The organism is Proteus penneri, assembly GCF_003144535.1.
In the GTDB taxonomy this organism is placed as follows: Bacteria; Pseudomonadota; Gammaproteobacteria; order Enterobacterales; family Enterobacteriaceae; genus Proteus; species Proteus penneri.
Genome location: NZ_PHFJ01000009.1, coordinates 1 through 18,374 on the forward strand (window position 1 = coordinate 1; position 18,374 = coordinate 18,374).

The window sequence follows — 18,374 nt, forward strand, 5'->3', positions numbered from 1 at the left end:
CGCGCTTGCTCAGCTTTAGCTTTATCGGCTTGCTCTTTGTCTAAGCGCGCTTGCTCAGTGATATTATCTCTTGTATTCGGTTCGATATTAGCGGTTTGCTTATCTTTTTGTAATTCAGCCAGTATTTGTTGATTTTTTTTGTGTTCATAGCTAACAATCTGTAATTTAAGCCCTATTGGGCTGTTATCTGATGTTGATATATCCCTTTCAAAATTATCTTGTTTTGTTTTATAAAAATCTATGTCAGATGTATATTCATGGAGTTTATTGGAATGTTTATTCCAAGCTTCTACACCTCCGTTATCTATGATTTCCTCTATTTTCTTTTTATTTTCTATGGCTTCATTATATTTTTTAGTTGTTTCTTGTAGTTGAATTTTTAAATTAACTACAAAACGATCATATTCCGTTTGGGCTGTATTTAGTCTTATTTCTGTTGTATTAAAATGATCTTTTGCAGATTTAATATCCTTTTTCGCTAAAATAGTATCTAAGAATATATTAATTTTTTCTTTTTCTTGTTCTATTGTGTTGATTTTCTTTTTATCTAAATGCCATGCGACCGCATACCACTTATCATCCTGTTTTTTAGAGATCCCAAAAATAGTATTACCATCTTTAGAAATAGAGTGTGCTTCTGATTCTTCGTTGTTATCGTGATTTCTAATTTTAAAATTTGGTAATAAAATAGAATAATTATCTTGAATAAAGTATGCAAAAGCATTTCTAGGGTGTTGTGATAAACGTAATTCTTTTATTTCCCTTAAATCACCATCACCGTATTCGGTCCATCCAACAAAAAAATCACCTTTTTCTGAAATAGCTGTTGCTTCTGAATTATAGTAATTAATGCTACTATTAATTCTAGGGATTTTAAATTTATCGTTATTTTGAATGTTTGGATTGTAAATGAAAGCTTGCCGAATTAATCTCTCATTACGTTCCTCTCTGCGCTTAACAAGTGATTCTACCCAGCCTACGGCAATATCATTTTTTTTAGAAAAATGATTTATTTTTGATGAGCCATACTCTGAGTTTGAAAGCAACTCAATCGTGTTTTTTTCTTTGTCATAAATGAAAGCTAATCTAACATTAATTGAATCTTGATTATCTCTTTGTTGTGTACCATAAATATACTTTCCACTATACGAGATACCCGTAATATTGGGATTTTGGTCTGAGGAGTAATTATTGAATATACTTAAATCATTAAAGGCAATAAATCTATTTTTTTCAATGTGATTTTTTAATTCAGTATTATCTATATCACTAAGCAGAACTGTTTTTTTATTTTTATTATCAAAGATAAAAAAATTTTTTTCATTTATTGGGTAAAGGTGTGAGTAAAGGTCTTTATCTTCCGAGTAAAGGCTAAATAAGCCATCTTCTGTCGTAAGATAATAATCATCATTAATAACGTAACTAATGTTATTTTTATTGTTAAATAGAGTTGTTTCTTTTAAATAAATATCATATACAAAAAATATATCACTATTATTATTTTTATGTTCACCATGAGCTGTTAAGTAACGACCATTCTCAGAAAGAGAGATCGCTTTAATATTATTAAAACCGTTTATTTCTAATGGATTAAAGCTTTTGCCTAAGTCGTGACTTATATTAATTTTATTATCATCAGAAACTATTATTGTATTTTGGTATTTAGAAGTTAAGATTACGGGGATATCTCTTGTTTCCATTCTACCATGAATATGTTTGTTACTTGAATAATCTTTAAGTGAAAGGCGATCAATAAATTCGAATTTGAATTTGTTTTTTTCAGTTTCGATTAATTCTTTTGGAGAGTCTACGGCATAGCTATATGACGAGTTAATTATTATTGAAGCAATAATTGATAGTTTTATATTTGGTTTACTTATAAGCATAAATTATTATTCCATATATACTGGCAGGTTTTTTTTGAAGACTAATTTGATATTCTTTTTATGTCAATATAAATGGATTTTATTTTAAAATACATTGCTAATTATGTTTATTATAATTATTAGTTGTTATTTTAATTTTTTATTTATTTTGATTATGAATATATATTTGGTGTTTTAATATTGAAAATGCCTCTTTTATTTAATTCTTTTTTAAATAAATCAATGTGTTGTTTTTGTGCTGTTCTCCAATTACTCGCCTTACCATATACCCCATGTTGATGAAAGGCATTAATTCTTACTAATATCGATTCTCCTAGTGAATTAATAAACTGAGAAAGTAATCCAATATTTTCTAAGTAATCTGTTTTTTCTGGAATATATAAAAGGCGTAATTCTGTAAGTAAATTATTGTTCGCGAGCCATTTAATTGATTCTTTAATACGTTGATTACCTCGACCGGTTAAATAAATATGTGATTCTTCATGCCAACTTTTTAAATCGATCATAGCACCATCCATATAGGGGGCAATTTTCTGCCAACCATTAATTGATAATGTGCCATTACTATCAATTAAACAGGAGAGGTGTTTCAGATCGGGTGCTTCTTTGATTGCTTTAAAATAATCAATCAAAAAAGGCAGTTGTAACGTAGATTCACCACCACTGATGGTGACACCATTAATAAATGCTGCATATTTGCGTGTAAGAGCCATTAGTTCATCAACAGTATAGGTTAATGTCATCGGGCTTGATTGTCGTGGGCATTGTTGAATACAGGTATCACACTGTTCACAGCTTGTACTATTCCAACTTATCTTACCATTTTGTAATGAAAGCGCTTGCTGTGGGCAAGTCGCAATGCAGTCACCGCAACTGTCACAGATCCCCATAGTGTAGGGATTGTGACAATTTTTACACCGCAAATTACACCCTTGCAGGAAGATGGCCAGACGATTGCCTGGCCCATCTACACAAGAGAAGGGGAGTATCTTATTTATCGAAACGCATCTGCTGTTCATGACTGATAACTCTAGGTTTACGTTCAGCGATATGACAGTTTGCTGTGGCTTCATCACCTAACCAAGTGGTATTAAGGCGGGAGCCTTCTTCTTTGTATTTTTTTAAATCAGATAAACGCACCATATAACCAGTAACACGCACTAAATCATTACCCCCTACGTTGGCAGTAAATTCTCTTAATCCGGAGGAAAATGCCCCTAAGCAGAGTTGCATTAACGCATCAGGATTTTGTTTGATGGTTTCATCAACGGTTAAAATATCGCTGATCCCTGAGGTATAAAATTGATGGTGAGGAGCAACCGTCATTAAATGGGTAACAGGATCTGGCTCTTTACCATAAGGAATGCGAGTCGCAGGAGTTGTGCCAATATCAGAACTAATACCTGATTGTGCATGTAACATGGCTCGATGCTTCCAACCATATTTAACAGGTGTATCAGCGACAAATTGTGCCAGTTTTTCGCTGATCATATAGCTAAGTTTGTTGGCAGATTCATTATCACCATAAGCAGCTTGCTTGCCTTCTTTTTCAAGTAGAAGTGCTACGGCTTCTGCCATGCCATAAATACCAAACATGGGCGCGAAGCGATTAGGTGAGATCAAACCTTCTTCGACTAAGAAACTTTGTTGAAAGAAGTTCGATTTTTCATAGAGATATTCACAACGTACATCAATAATCTCTATCTGTTTCTGCATATAAAATGGCAAAACCTGAGTTAGAAAATCTTGGCTATCTTGGCTACGTTTAGCGACTTCTTTAAGGTTAATCCGTACTAAAGTGCTACCGCCACCACTTTGCGGTAGAGAGTTATAACAACTGACAATTCCGTATTCATCTTTTCCAAATACCGCATCTTGCAAAATACTGTTAGCAATATGAGGTTTACTGCTGTGGCAAATATTGGTGATGGCTTGGTGAAGAAGGTCTGTTGGTGTTGAATTCGCATCATAAATAAAGGTGAGATTAGGTGCGACTTGCTGAAGTTCAACATCCACTTTAAGAATTAAACGTGTAAGAACTGAGTCTTCAGGGCCAATATTGGCGTGCATAAAAGCATCGGGTAGTGTTCTATCGAGATAACGCCAGAAGCGTTTTAATTTAGGGTAAAGCTGCTCTTCGGTTAGCTCGCCGACATAAGGCAGTAAAATTTTATCAATACGCCCTAAATAAACAGGCATAGAGGTTACAGAAGGAACATGGTGATAAAGGATAGTCAGCATGTTTAAGGCGTCGTCAAAATCTTGCGCAGGTTCGAGTTCTAAATAGCGAGATCCCTGTGCTAAAAACTTCGCGTAATCAGGCAGGACATAACGTGGTTTATAAGGGGCATGACCTTCATACATATCACAGATAACCCGTTCATTAAGCGCTTTAGCTGCATCTTCAGGTAGAGACGGATAAGGCAACATATTCTCAGCTTCTAACGCCAGAAAATGACGTTTTTGTTCCGGGGAAAGGGTTGGGTTTTCTACGATTTGTCGACAACGTTGGATAACAGATTGTTCAGTCATAACCACCTCAGTACTCAAAGAGCCAGAAAAAGATTTAAAACTTATCTTTTTAGGTTAATGACTTGGTCAGAATTTACCGTGACTTTAAACAAAACCCCCTTAAAGATTAAGGAAATAGCACAAAAATACGCATAAATTAGATATATCTAAATAAGTAAATAGAAAAAAGTGAGCTTAGTTAATTATTCACTAAACTCACTGAATAGTTTGCTAAAAAATAAGAATTTATATTTTATCTATTTTATTGTCAGTGTCGTTATTTTCCTCTTTGACACCCTCTTTTAATTCATTTTCTTCATCATTTTCATCCACGCTTTCTTTATCTTCCCCTTTTTCAGTACGAGGCGGTAAATTAGCTGTTAATAAATAAGGAGACTGTTGCCAATGAACGGGAGTTAGCTGAAGAAGGTTATGAGAAAGCAAAAATCCAATCGCAAGTGCAACTAATAGCATGACTCGCAATAAATTAGTGGTGTTATCGACTTGGCTTGATTCAGTGATCAACTGGTGAGTATCTAATGTCAGCCTTAAAAATCCCTTCGGTTTATCTTTACCCGGTACAGGAACAACAAGTTGGTGATTAAAAGAACCGCCACTCTTCTGTCCTTCTAGTGCTAATCGTTCTTTAACAGTGACATTTTCACCACTATGCGCTATTTGTGTTCCATCTTCTAAATAAAGGCTGGCATCAAGTACCCGACTATTGTGAGTGAGATGATTTAAATTAGCCATAATGAGGGGATTTACGTTATCTTTGCTACTGTCATCCAAATAAGTGGATAAAGAGAACGCAACTTGTTCTGCCAGCGTTTTTGCAAGCTCTTCAAACTGAGTAATACGGGCGTGTTGATTAGCACGGCTAAAATAAGACGCGCCTTGCATAAGAAATGCCAATAGTGCGATACAAATCAGTATAATCGCCGTTTTTTGTAGTTTGAATTTTAGTTTGTCTTTAAGCATGTTCATCCTTTTGCGTAAGCAAGTATGTGCATGTTGCCAGATGAGTCAGAGATAGAATAGGCTGAATAACGATTATTTTGTTCAGACAGGGGAAAACAGGAGAATAAGTATGTCAAATAGTCTGACCTATTGCTATTTACCGGATGAAATCCGTAAATGGCCAGGTCTGCCACTATCACTCAGTGGTGAAGAAGTCATGCCACTGGATTATCGTGCTGGCGATAGTGGGTGGTTACTTTATGGACGAGAACTCGATAAAAAAAGAATTAGCGAGTTTCAACATAAATTAGGCGTGGCAATTGTGGTGGTTTCTTCATGGCGTATTGATGATTACCAAGTGGTACGTATTGCCGGCAGCCTAACCCGTAGAATTCGCCGTTTATCTGATGAATGTGGTCTGGATGTCGTTCCACTAGGTGAAATCCCTCGCTTGCGTTCTCCTGGACTTTTAGTGATGGATATGGATTCAACGGCTATTCAAATTGAGTGTATTGATGAAATCGCCAAACTTGCAGGAGTGGGTGATAAAGTTGCGGCAATAACAGAACGCGCTATGCAAGGTGAAATGGATTTTAGTGAAAGCTTAAAACTCCGTGTTGCTGAACTGAAAGGTGCTGATGCTTCTATCTTGCAAAAAGTAATGGATGATTTACCTCTTATGCCGGGGTTAACGAGCTTAGTGCGTAAACTTCAAGCGATGGACTGGCATATTGCTATTGCATCGGGTGGCTTTACGTATTTCGCCGATAATTTAAAACAAAAATTACGCTTAGTGGCTGCTGTTGCTAATCATCTTGAAATTAAAGATGGCAAACTGACAGGTAAAGTCAAAGGCACGATTGTTGATGCGAAATACAAGGCACAAGTGCTTGCGCGTTTAGCGAAAGATTTAGAGATCCCAATAGAGCAAACAATTGCCATTGGTGATGGTGCAAACGATCTTAAAATGCTGAGAAAAGCGGGGCTTGGCATTGCATATCATGCAAAACCGAAAGTGTATGCTCAAGCAAAAGTCGCTATTCGTCATGCTGATTTAATGGGTGTAATGTGTATTTTAAGTGGTGGTTTAAAACACGAAGAGCGCTAAGTGCGTTTTTCTAAAATCGTTATTGTTGGGAGAAAAGTGTGGCAAAAGCAGCAAAAAGAGCCTTTGTATGTAATGAATGTGGTGCAGATTATCCTCGTTGGCAAGGGCAATGCTCGGCTTGCCATGCGTGGAATACAATTACAGAAGTGCGCCTTGCCGCAACCTCTTCTTCCCGTAACGAGCGTTTCAGTGGCTTTGCGGGTGATGCAAAAGGTGCTAGCCGTGTTCAAAAGCTATCGGAAATTAGCCTTGAAGCATTACCCCGATTCTCAACAGGATTTAAAGAGTTTGACCGTGTATTAGGTGGTGGCGTTGTTCCCGGAAGTGCTATTTTAATCGGGGGAAGTCCCGGCGCAGGTAAGAGTACTTTATTACTACAGACTATGTGCCGTTTAGCTACTGAAATGAAAACGTTGTATGTCACGGGTGAAGAGTCGCTACAACAAGTTGCTATGCGCGCTCATCGATTAGGTTTACCGACAGCAGAACTGAATATGTTGTCAGAAACCAGCATTGAGCAAATCTGTTTAATTGCGTCACAAGAAAAGCCTAAATTGATGGTGATTGACTCTATTCAAGTGATGCATATGGCGGATATTCAATCATCACCGGGCAGTGTTGCTCAAGTGCGTGAAACGGCTGCTTATTTAACTCGTTTCGCTAAAACCAATGATGTTGCCATTATTATGGTAGGTCATGTGACAAAAGATGGCACATTGGCAGGGCCTAAAGTACTGGAACACTGTATTGACTGTTCTGTTATGTTGGATGGTGAGACAGACTCCCGTTTCCGTACTTTACGTAGTCATAAAAACCGTTTTGGTGCCGTTAACGAATTAGGTGTTTTTGCCATGACGGAGCAAGGATTACGAGAAGTGAGTAATCCTTCTGCTATCTTTTTAAGCCGAGGAGATGAAATCACATCAGGCAGTTCTGTGATGGTGGTATGGGAAGGAACAAGGCCTTTGCTGGTGGAGATACAAGCCTTAGTTGATCACTCAATGCTATCAAATCCTCGCCGTGTGGCGGTAGGATTAGAGCAAAATCGTCTTGCTATTCTACTTGCCGTTTTACATCGCCATGGCGGATTACAAATGTCTGATCAAGACGTTTTTGTCAATGTGGTGGGAGGGGTTAAAGTCACAGAAACCAGTGCTGATTTAGCCTTGTTATTATCATTAGTATCAAGTTTTCGTAATCGTCCTTTACCGCGTGATTTAGTGATATTTGGTGAAGTTGGCCTTGCGGGAGAAATTCGGCCTGTACCGAGTGGACAAGAGCGTATTGCAGAAGCTGCAAAACATGGATTTAAACGGGCGATTGTACCGAGTGCGAATATGCCGAAAAAAAATCCTCCTGATATGAAAGTGTATGGTGTGAAGAAGCTGTCAGATGCATTATCTGTTCTTGATGATTTAGAAGATTTCTAAAGGAGCTAATTATGGGACCTTTTGATTATATCAAACAGGCTATCAGAAAAAATGGATATACATTACAACAAGTTGCTGATGAAAGTGATATGACGAAAGGCTATCTTAGCCAATTGATTAATAATAAAATCAAGAGCCCCAGTGCGCAAAAAATGTCAGCGTTACACCAATTCTTAGGGTTAGAATACCCAGTGAAAAAGAAAACCATCGGTGTGATTTTCGGCAAATTTTATCCACTCCATACAGGGCATATTTATTTAATTCAACGCGCTTGTAGTCAAGTGGATGAATTACATGTCATTTTGTGTCATGACGAGCCTCGTGATAAAAACTTATTTATCAATAGTGCGATGTCACAACAACCAACAGTCAGTGACAGATTACGTTGGTTATTACAAACCTTTAAATATCAAAAAAATATTCGTATTCATGAGTTTGATGAGCACGGTATTGAACCACAACCCCATGGTTGGGAAATGTGGAGTGAAGGGATCAAAGCGTTTTTGCACGAAAAGCAGATAACCCCTGATTTTATCTATACCAGTGAACGAGAAGATTCAGAACAATATAATGCTTTCTTGGGTATTGAAACGGTATTGATTGATCCTGAACGTTCCTTTATGAATATTAGTGGTAGCCAAATCCGCCAAGCACCTTTTAAATATTGGGAATATATTCCAACAGAAGTTAAACCCTTCTTTGTGCGTACCGTGGCTATTTTAGGCGGTGAATCTAGCGGTAAATCAACACTAGTCAATAAGCTTGCCAATATCTTCAATACAACCAGTGCATGGGAGTATGGTCGCGATTATGTTTTCTCTCATTTAGGTGGCGACGAGATGGCATTACAATATTCGGACTACGATAAAATCGCATTGGGACATGCTCAATATATTGATTTTGCTGTTAAATATGCCAATAAAGTAGCTTTTGTTGATACGGACTTTGTCACAACGCAGGCATTTTGTTTACGTTATGAAGGTAAAGAGCACCCCTTTGTTCAAGCTTTGATTGATGAATACCGTTTTGATTTAGTTATCTTGCTAGAAAATAACACGCCATGGGTAGCTGATGGTTTGCGTAGTTTAGGCAGTGATAAAGATCGTCGTCGTTTCCAAACTTTACTGATGGAAATGTTAGATAAAAACAATATTGAGTATATTAAAGTTAACTCACCTGATTATGACGAGCGCTTCTTAAGTTGCGTCGAATTAGTCAGAGAATTATTAATGATGCAATCAAAACATATTGAGTAACGTTATGATTAAAAACGCCATTAGTGGCGTTTTTACATTAAAGAATTAACTTAAATGCAAGCTTCTCACTTTCTACTAAAGAATAAAGTGTTTTTATTCTTTATCACTGATGAGCTATCAGAACAAAATTACTTACTAAAAGATAAAAATACATAAAGAAATCTGTCAAATAAGCTATTTACCTAATAATGCTATTATTTTTCAATAAGGTGAGAAAGGTTACTGAAAATTAATGCGGAGATCTTTATTATAAATATTAGGTATAGATTTATCGGTGTGTATTTCTTTTACCATTAGGTGTGAGGAGTCACACTCTCTATCTTCATTCGCTCAGGTGAAGAAGCAGACTATTTTTCGTAAAAGGACAAGATAATGGCGCAACCTTCCCGTGTTTCACATCGTATTAAGAAAACGGTCATTTCGTTAGCGATTGCTGCTTTAGGTTTTACCGTTTCATCAACTGCATTGTCTTACCAAAAAGTGCATCAGCCAGATAATAGTTATCAGCAATATGTTTCTCAGCGTCAAACCGTTGATAGCTTGATCCAAGATGCGTTAGATGCCTTTAAATCTCCGGCACGAGTGTCAGATGCAGGGTTCACGGGGAAATTGCCATCCAATATGGAAATTGTGGCGCAAAAACTGCAACAAGCTTATAAATTAGAACCTTACCGCCTCGATTTATTATTTAGCACCGCGAGTGCTTATATCTATAACAATGATGTTCCTCGCGCGATTACTATTTATAAACAAATTTTAGAAGCCGCTCCTGATGATATTGATGCGCTAATTTATGTCACTTCATGGACTCGTTTTGAAGGAAAAGACAAAGAAAGTGAAGCGTATTTCAATAAATTGAAATCATTAAATCCAGCTAAAGCTGAAGAGATTAATCGCTTTTTCGCAGAGATTGACCGCGTCAGTAAAATGCCTTTAAGTGATAAATTGACACCGGCAGATTTGGCAAAACTAAATAAAACCAAAGATAACAACGCGATTGTGACATTGGGTTATGCCTTAAATCCCGATGGCACAATGAATAAGATTTTAATTGAACGCTTAAATAAAACCTTAGAAGTGGCTAAACAATTACCTGATGCCATGATTGTCGTTACGGGAGGTGTGCCGAAAGCACATCAAACGGAAGGCAAATTAATGGCGGATTGGTTGGTGAAAAACGGTATTGCACCGGAACGTATTTTCCAAGAAAACTACGCACGTACAACTGTCGAAAATGCGTTATTTAGTCGTTATGCTTTAACCAAGCATCGTATTAAAACAGCAGTGATTATTAGCTCTGGTAGTCATGTTCGTCGTGCTGATGCGATTTTCACTATCGCGAGTTGGCAAAGTGGCCCAAGTGATATCTCTTACCTAACAGTTGTCGCACCTGATAAGCCATTAGCGGAATTACAAAAAGCCAGTAAATCAGATATACAGGGTATTTATCGTGATGGCTTAAAAGCGTTAGGATTATGGAGTTTCCGTAGTTATCCATTAGAAGAGCGTTGATTTAATATTGCATTATAAAAAAGCTCAAATAATTTATTTGAGCTTTTTTATTTGATGCGAAAAATAGTTTTGATGATATGTAGCAATTTTACCTTTTTACTTATTGTAATGATAACAATTATCATTACTATTGTTTCTCACAATAGTTCATAACGAGAATAATATAGTGAGAATTCCTTTGATGATATGTGCACTAATGGCATCCTTTCCTAGTTTTGCTAATTGTTTATCTGTAACAGAAGGTAATGAAATAACAGGCCAGTTTGATAACAATACAGTGTGTTTTGCTACTCATTTAGAGCACGAACGTTATGTTGAATTAAACGTAAAAGGCATACAAAATCTACGGTTAGAGACACAAGATGGCACTCATATTCGTAGCTTATTGAAAGATGTTCCCGCTGATGGACAACAAAAAATCCGTTTTTTATTGCCTAAAACGTCTAGTTATCAATTGGTTGCACAAGGTGAGAAGGGGAAGTCATGGCAACTCATGCTAACAACACAACCTTATCAACCTTTAGATAAAGATGCCGGTATTGCACTAACTAGCCCTCGTTTACAAACGCTCGCTAAACAACTTGATCAAAAAAATATTCAGGCGTTTTGGCAACAAATACGTCAGGAAGGGACTCCTCTGATTGAGCCTTATGATAGTGGTAAAAAGCGAGTCACTTTTCTATGGCAAGGCGCCAAAAAGAATGTTTATTTATTGGGATCACCCGATGGTAATCATGATCCGTTAACACGTTTAGCCAATAGTGATATTTGGTATCGTAGTTATATCGTGCCTAACGACACATTAATGCAATATAAATTAGCGCCTGATGTACCTGTTATTGAAAATTCAGCGCCTTTTGAGCAACGCCGCGCGATTTTAACCACGGCACAAGCTGATCCATTTAATTCCCAAAATTCACCAAGTCAATCTGAGGATATCTATAATCACTTTTCTTTATTGTCGCTAGGCAGTAAGCGTGAATGCCAGTTGCCTGATATTCTTGATAGAACCATGAAGGGTAAGACAGAGATTGTTCGCTTTCACAGTGAGATCTTAAATAATGATCGTGAAATAGCACTTTACCGGCCAGCCCAAAAAATGGAAACACCACGGATCCTCGTATTATTTGATGGTCAAATTTATCGTCGCCAATATGGTATTGATAAGTTTTTTGATAAACAGATAGAGGAAGGGAAATTGGCACCGATGATGATCCTATTTGTTGATAGTATTGATAGCGATCGCCGTAGTGTTGAATTACCACCAAATCCTGATTTTTACCGTTTCTTGGCAGATGAATTATTTGTTTGGCTAGAAAAAGAGAAAGGTATTCACATATCAGCAGAAGAAACGATTGTATCAGGCTCAAGTTATGGTGGATTAGCGTCTTCATGGGTTGCATTTAATCGCCCAGATCGCTTTGGTAAAGTACTGAGTATGTCCGGATCTTATTGGTGGGCACCTGAAAATGAAGAGCCTGAATGGCTTATTCGACAATTTGAGCAAGCAGATAAAAAGCCATTACAGTTTTTCTTAGAAGCAGGGCTATTTGAAAGTCGTGGTGATAAAGGCGGGATTTTAAATAATAATCGCCACTTGAAACAGGTTTTAGAGCAAAAAGGCTATCCTGTTCAATCACTCGAAATGGCCAGTGGGCATGATTATATTTCTTGGTGTGAAACCCTGTATTTAGGGGCAAAAGCATTAACTCAAGAGAATGACGAGTTTAAGATCACGCCTTAACAATATGTTTTAATATAACAAAAGCTTATACACGTATTCGCAGTATAAGCTTTTTGTTTGTCATCAAGGTGTCATAAAGTTGTCATCGAAATCGCTTTTACCCTTCATTTCTCTGTCATTTAACTGCCGTAAGCTTTTCCTGACTTAAAACATTAACCCTGTTTTTTACTTTAGAGTGCAAGGAAAAAGCTATGTCTCATCGTTACCAACGTTCTATTTTATCCGTTATTGTCACAACGCTATTGGCTGGTGCGAGTTTCTCTTCTTTTGCAGCTCCCGTTGCTGCCGATGCAATTTTGGCACAAGATCGCGCAGCAAAAGGTAATATCACGGAATTTGGCGGTGCTCGCCGTATGACTCAAGATCAAACTGAGGCATTAAAAGCAGCTTTAAATAATAACCAAGCGAAAAATGTGATCCTCTTTATTGGTGATGGTATGGGGGATTCTGAAATCACTGTTGCACGTAACTACGCTGAAGGTGCAGGTGGCTTTTTTAAAGGTATCGATGCGTTACCGATAACGGGTCAATACACACACTATTCATTAGATAGAAAAACACAAAAACCTAACTATGTAACAGATTCGGCAGCCTCAGCAACAGCATGGGCTTCTGGTGTGAAAACTTATAATGGTGCATTAGGGATTGATGTATTTGGTAAGGATCACCAAACCATTTTGGAATTAGCAAAAGCCAACGGAAAGGCAACAGGAAACGTGACTACATCTGAAATTCAAGATGCGACACCTGCCGCACTGTTTTCTCATGTCACTGGACGTAAATGCTATGGTCCAGTTGAAACCTTAGAAAAATGCTCAACTAATGCATTAGAAAATGGCGGCAAAGGTTCTATCTCTGAGCAACTATTAGTGACTCGTGCAGACGTTACATTAGGGGGGCGGTGCAAAAAGTTTTGCTCAAACTGCCGCAGCGGGAGAATACAAAGGTAAAACGTTAGAGCAACAAGCTATCGAACGTGGTTATCAAATCGTCAAAGATGCAAAATCGTTAGATGCAATTACTTTGGCAAATCAGGATAAGCCGGTATTAGGTTTATTCCATGAAGGTAATATGGCTGTGGCGTGGGAAGGACCAAAAGCCACGTATCATGGTAATTTGAATAATCCACCATTAGAGTGCAAACCTAACTCTAAACTCGATCCAAATGCGCCAACACTGGCACAAATGACTAAAAAAGCGATCGATTTACTGAAAACTAATGAAAACGGTTTCTTCTTACAAGTCGAAAGTGCTTCTATTGATAAGCAAGATCATAATGCTAATCCTTGCGGACAAATCGGTGAAACTGTTGCGTTAGATGAAGCAGTACAAATCGGTTTAGATTTCGCTAAACAAAACGGCGACACTTTGATTATTGTCACCGCTGACCATGCGCATTCAAGCCAGATTATTGAAGCTGATGTGAAATCAAGTGGCTTAACACAAGCACTTATCACTAAAGATGGTGCGGTTATGGTGGTGAATTACGGTAACTCAGAAGAAGGATCTCAAGAGCATACTGGTGCGCAATTACGTGTTGCTGCTTATGGCCCGCATGCTGCGAATGTGGTTGGGTTAACTGACCAAACAGACTTGTTCTTCACAATGCGTGATGCTATGGGTCTGAAGTAAATTCTAGTTGAATTTATAGTCTGTCTGAACTTGTAGTCGAATTGCCTTACTAAATTGTTGTATTTTCGCGCGACTTAGAGAGATACCCTCTGGTCGCGTTTTTTTATTAAAAATTGAGCCTATTTAAAATAAAATGATAATAAATCAATGGGTTATTTATAGGGTGATTTTGAAAGTGACACATTTTCTGTTATAATTAACAGAATTCACAAATTAATCTATGTAATATTCTCAATTTCTCCATTGATTATTGCACTTAAGTTGCAATATCTTTTTGCCTAGTCACCTTATGTGTTATTAAGGCATTACCAATAAAAATCTTTTCTCAGATGTATCTGCTCATGGTCTTTCTCTTTTTATGAGATTGAAGGAGAACAGAGTCAAACAAACAACGATAAAAATAAGGTTATTATTTCTATGCTGACACTGCTTCATTTACTCTCATCAGTCGCGCTTCTTGTCTGGGGAACACATATTGTTCGTACAGGCATTATGCGCGTCTTTGGCTCTGATTTACGCCGAATTTTAGGTAAAAGTATTAATAAAAAATCCAACGCTTTCCTTGCAGGTGTTGGGGTAACGGCATTAGTCCAAAGCAGTAATGCGACGGCACTTTTGGTTATCTCTTTTGTGACGCAAGGACTTATTTCGATTACTCCTGCACTTGTTATTATGTTAGGTGCGGATGTAGGTACGGCACTTATGGCACGAGTGCTGACGTTTGATCTCTCTTGGTTATCTCCACTTCTTATTCTTGTCGGGGTGATTACTTTTTTAAGTCGTAAAAAAGAGCGCGTCGGGCAACTTGGGCGAGTGGGAATTGGCCTTGGCTTAATTATTTTAGCTTTGCAATTGATAGTCACCTCAGCAGAGCCAATCACTCATGCCAGTGCGGTACAAGCTATCTTTACATCATTAAGTGGAGACACTGTTTTAGCTCTCTTAGTGGGCGCTCTGTTTGCCATGGTGAGTTATTCAAGCCTTGCGGCCGTGTTATTGACCGCGACATTGAGCGCAACTGGGCTAATGCCTTTGTATATCAGCTTATGCATTGTGATTGGCTCTAATATTGGCAGTGGCTTACTTGCGTTAATGAGTAGTCGGGGACAAAATATTGTTTCACGCCAAGTCGTATTAGGAAGCCTCTTCTTTAAATTAATTGGTGCATTATTGGTTTTACCTTGGATAACCATCATTGCAAATAAAATCCAGCAATATGGATTTTCATCGGCTGAAGTCGTTATCTATTTTCATGTTATTTATAACCTTGCACGCTGTGTATTGATGATCCCTTTTGTCGGCATAATGGCAAAATTATGTCAGCGACTTATTCCGGAATTACCAGCCACAGGATCGGAAGTTGCGCCTCGTTATTTGGATCAATCTGCTATTGATACTCCATCTTTAGCTATCGCTAATGCGGTGAGAGAATCACTACGATTAGGTGATGTTGTAGAACAAATGTTGCAACGTTTTACTGCATTAATGGAAGGTGATCGTCAGCAGAAAAGGGAAATTAGTCAGTTAGAAGAAGAGGTGGAGTTGCTCCATAGCAGCATTAAATTGTACATGGCGCAAATTCAACAGCATGATCTAGGTACGGAAGATTCCCGACGTTGGGCTGAAATTATTGATACAGCGATGAATTTACAACAATCATCCGCTATCATTGCGCGTATGTCGGCTGAAGTGGTGAGTAAAGGTTTAAATCATCACTTATTTTTATCGGAGGAAGGACGTCGTGAATTACAGACACTCCTTGAGCGTCTGCAAAGTAATCTGAATCTGGCGATGTCGGTATTTGTTTCCGGCAACATGGAACATGCTCGTAAGTTACGTCGAGCAAAACATCGTTTCCGTTTACTCAACCAACGTTACTCGTTTGCACATGTAGAACGTCTTCATTTGCATAATATGCAAAGCATTGAAACCAGTTCTTTGCATACCAGTTTGCTTGGTGATATGAAACGGTTGAATTCCTTATTCTGTGCGGTGGCTTATCACGCATTAGAAAAAAGTGAATCATCATCAGAACAGGTTAATCATTAATAATGAAAAATAATATTCGTCAATTAACAAGAAATGAAATTCCGCAGGTATGGGGAATTGATAGAACGGAGCTTATTGAAAAGCTATATGTATTGAAAGAAGGAAAGTTACTTTTATCAAAGCAACGCTTTGATATGAAAGGTTGGCCAGAAGGTGAGGCAGAACATTACACCCCAGTTTTACTTGAAAGCTTTGATCGAGGCGCGCCTTTCTGGGGTGTTTTTGAACATGATCGATTGGTTGCTGCGGCAAGTGTTGATCCGAAAAAGCGCGGTAAAAATGGTAGTCTACTTCAACTCTCTTTTTTACATGTCAGCCACCCGCAACGTGGGCAAGGCTTAGCGCGAATATTATTTGATTATTGTGTGGAATATGCGAAGGAAAACGGTGCGGATGGATTATATATTTCATCAACACCTTCTGAAAACAGTGTGAATTTTTATCAGCATTTAGGGTGTCGTTTAATTGATATTCCTGATCCTGAACTTTATGAAAGAGAGCCAGAAGATATTCATATGGTCTTTTATTTTATAAAGTCAAATAACGCTTAATTTCGTTTATTAATAATATTATAAAATCAAACGCCTTTTCGTGAGAATGAGAGGGCGTTTTTTATGTTTTAGAAAATGCTTTAACCTTTTAAAAAATAAGGATATAGAGCGTTTTTTTTCTTTATACAAGTTGATTTAGTATAGGTGTTGTATATAATAATGAAAATCATTATCATTAATGGTGAGTTATTATGGCTAAATTAACACGTTTATCTTCAGTCGCTTCTTGGACATCTCGTATCAGTTTATGGGAAATGTTAGCTGTTTCTTCTTTGCTTACCGTCATTATGCACTCGATTGCTGGAACATCTGCATTTACGTTAGTTTTAGTTGTTTCAATGCTGCTATCAACATTGATGTTATTCCATAAGAAATTGCAGATGTGGGTGATGATCCCGGCTGGTGTTGTGTTGACTTATAGCTTAATGACACTGTTAGTCACATATTCTGGATAATGAATAGAGAGCAATAAAGGATTATTAACTGGGGTTATCAAAGGAAAAGGAAGGTTAATTGAGTGGTGCGAAGAGGGGGACTTGAACCCCCACGTCCGTAAGAACACTAACACCTGAAGCTAGCGCGTCTACCAATTCCGCCATCCTCGCAGTCAGACAGAATGCGAATTCTATGCCAATTATTTTTGGCGTCAATTATTTTTTATTAATAAATATCTTGGTGATGAAAAATAAAGCCCTGTCATAAATAACAGGGCTTGTGATTAGTCTTTCTTGGTGGCTTGGTAAACTTTGAATTTACCTGTTGATGCAAGCACTTCATGAGAGCCAAATACATGATCCAGGATATCTGGATAAGGGATAAACGAATTCGCTACAATGCGTAATTTACCGCCTTTTTTCAGATAATTTGGTGCAAGGCGAATAATATCTTCAGCAGCAGTATAGCTTGTACCTAAACCATCATGGAAAGGCGGGTTTGAGATTATCCAATCATAAGTTTCTTCAACGGCAGAATAGACATTACTTGCAATCACTCGGCCTTCTAATTCATTCACATTTAATGTCGCAATACTGGAAGAAATTGCCGCTGCATTTACATCACGCAAGGTGAGTTTCAACATTGGGTTTTTCTTGCCTAAAACTGTAGCAAGAACGCCACAACCACATGCCATATCCAGTAAATCGCCAACCATTGCATCATCAAAAGTTGAAAGTAATAAACGGCTACCTTCATCTAATGCATTTTGGCTAAAGACACCCGGTAATGCCATTACGGTTAAGTCGTCATGGCGATAGGTTTGCCACCAGTTATTACGGTCAAACAGTGTTTGATATGTTTGAGTACCAAAAAATAAGCTACAACGGCGTGCAGAATCTATTTTTTTAAGTTTAGCGATACCGTTCATTAATTCAGTGGCACTTTTAACACCGCTACGGTTTTCACCGACGATAAAAATTTCAGTACCCACTTGTAAGTTAGAGCAAAGGCTACGCAGTTGGAAAGTGGCTTCGTTTTTATTTTTAGGCCAAAAATAGATCAAGGTATTGCAATATTTCACAAAGGATTGATCTGCAACTAAACCGAAGAGTGCATTATCCCCCATTGATTTTAGTAATGGTAGCCACTGGTGATATTGGTTGGTATATGCTCTGACACTTTTTGCCTGAATTTGCGCCGCAAAAGTATCTTGAAGATCACCTGCAATAAGTACATGCCTGTCTGCGAAATGATCTAGGTGACGAAGAATAACTTCGCTAGCAGGGGACAGTGAGGACAT

The 18,374-nt window shown here is 37.8% G+C and carries 13 protein-coding genes, 1 tRNA gene and 1 pseudogene; 9 read left to right on the forward strand and 6 right to left on the reverse strand.

Going from position 1 to position 18,374, the window contains the following annotated elements:
* From CUB63_RS11195 to CUB63_RS11210, 4 genes are all read right to left on the reverse strand, one after another.
* The coding region (locus tag CUB63_RS11195) for a hypothetical protein (protein WP_157955982.1) at positions 1–1,886 on the reverse strand (1,886 nt) is incomplete at its 3' end.
* Between the two features lie 152 nt (positions 1,887–2,038).
* Positions 2,039–2,905, reverse strand: coding sequence for a YjjW family glycine radical enzyme activase (locus CUB63_RS11200; protein WP_109848046.1), 867 nt, complete (start codon positions 2,903–2,905; stop codon positions 2,039–2,041).
* Positions 2,877–4,418: a YjjI family glycine radical enzyme gene (locus tag CUB63_RS11205; protein WP_109848047.1), complete on the reverse strand. Its 1,542-nt coding sequence runs from the start codon at positions 4,416–4,418 to the stop codon at positions 2,877–2,879. Before CUB63_RS11205 ends, CUB63_RS11200 begins: the two co-directional genes overlap by 29 nt.
* Before the next feature lie 225 nt (positions 4,419–4,643).
* A complete protein-coding gene (locus CUB63_RS11210; RefSeq protein WP_109848048.1) occupies positions 4,644–5,378 on the reverse strand; it encodes a YtjB family periplasmic protein in 735 nt (244 codons plus the stop codon).
* A 109-nt stretch (positions 5,379–5,487) separates the two neighbouring features.
* Between CUB63_RS11210 and serB the strand changes: the two genes are divergently transcribed.
* The 9 genes and pseudogenes from serB (at position 5,488) to CUB63_RS11255 (ending at position 17,094) form a co-directional block, all read left to right on the forward strand.
* The gene (serB, locus tag CUB63_RS11215; protein ID WP_109400031.1) at positions 5,488–6,465 is read left to right on the forward strand and encodes a phosphoserine phosphatase; all 978 of its coding nucleotides are present in this window, start codon (positions 5,488–5,490) and stop codon (positions 6,463–6,465) included.
* A gap of 38 nt (positions 6,466–6,503) precedes the next feature.
* Positions 6,504–7,895, forward strand: a complete 1,392-nt coding sequence (gene radA / locus CUB63_RS11220) for a DNA repair protein RadA (protein WP_109400030.1) — start codon at positions 6,504–6,506, stop codon at positions 7,893–7,895.
* Between the two features lie 11 nt (positions 7,896–7,906).
* Positions 7,907–9,151 (forward strand): multifunctional transcriptional regulator/nicotinamide-nucleotide adenylyltransferase/ribosylnicotinamide kinase NadR, encoded by a 1,245-nt coding sequence (gene nadR / locus CUB63_RS11225; protein ID WP_072064375.1) that lies wholly within the window; start codon positions 7,907–7,909, stop codon positions 9,149–9,151.
* 372 nt (positions 9,152–9,523) lie between these two features.
* The gene (locus tag CUB63_RS11230; protein ID WP_006536133.1) at positions 9,524–10,663 is read left to right on the forward strand and encodes an ElyC/SanA/YdcF family protein; all 1,140 of its coding nucleotides are present in this window, start codon (positions 9,524–9,526) and stop codon (positions 10,661–10,663) included.
* Positions 10,664–10,859: 196 nt separating this feature from the next.
* Positions 10,860–12,407, forward strand: a complete 1,548-nt coding sequence (locus tag CUB63_RS11235; RefSeq protein ID WP_232240012.1) for an alpha/beta hydrolase-fold protein — start codon at positions 10,860–10,862, stop codon at positions 12,405–12,407.
* Positions 12,408–12,598: 191 nt separating this feature from the next.
* A pseudogene (phoA, locus tag CUB63_RS11240) lies at positions 12,599–14,039 on the forward strand (alkaline phosphatase).
* A 417-nt stretch (positions 14,040–14,456) separates the two neighbouring features.
* The gene (locus CUB63_RS11245) at positions 14,457–16,088 is read left to right on the forward strand and encodes a Na/Pi cotransporter family protein (RefSeq protein WP_109848050.1); all 1,632 of its coding nucleotides are present in this window, start codon (positions 14,457–14,459) and stop codon (positions 16,086–16,088) included.
* Positions 16,089–16,090: 2 nt separating this feature from the next.
* Positions 16,091–16,639 carry a GNAT family N-acetyltransferase gene (locus tag CUB63_RS11250; protein WP_109848051.1) on the forward strand — a complete coding sequence of 183 codons (549 nt, stop codon included), beginning with the start codon at positions 16,091–16,093 and terminating at the stop codon, positions 16,637–16,639.
* Positions 16,640–16,830: 191 nt separating this feature from the next.
* On the forward strand, positions 16,831–17,094 hold the full coding sequence (locus CUB63_RS11255) for a DUF1435 family protein (RefSeq protein ID WP_072064369.1): 264 nt from the start codon (positions 16,831–16,833) through the stop codon (positions 17,092–17,094).
* Between the two features lie 63 nt (positions 17,095–17,157).
* On the opposite strand, the gene CUB63_RS11260 is transcribed toward CUB63_RS11255, so the two are convergent.
* A tRNA-Leu gene (locus tag CUB63_RS11260) sits at positions 17,158–17,244 on the reverse strand.
* Positions 17,245–17,357: 113 nt separating this feature from the next.
* Positions 17,358–18,374, reverse strand: coding sequence for a 16S rRNA (guanine(1207)-N(2))-methyltransferase RsmC (gene rsmC, locus CUB63_RS11265; RefSeq protein WP_109848052.1), 1,017 nt, complete (start codon positions 18,372–18,374; stop codon positions 17,358–17,360).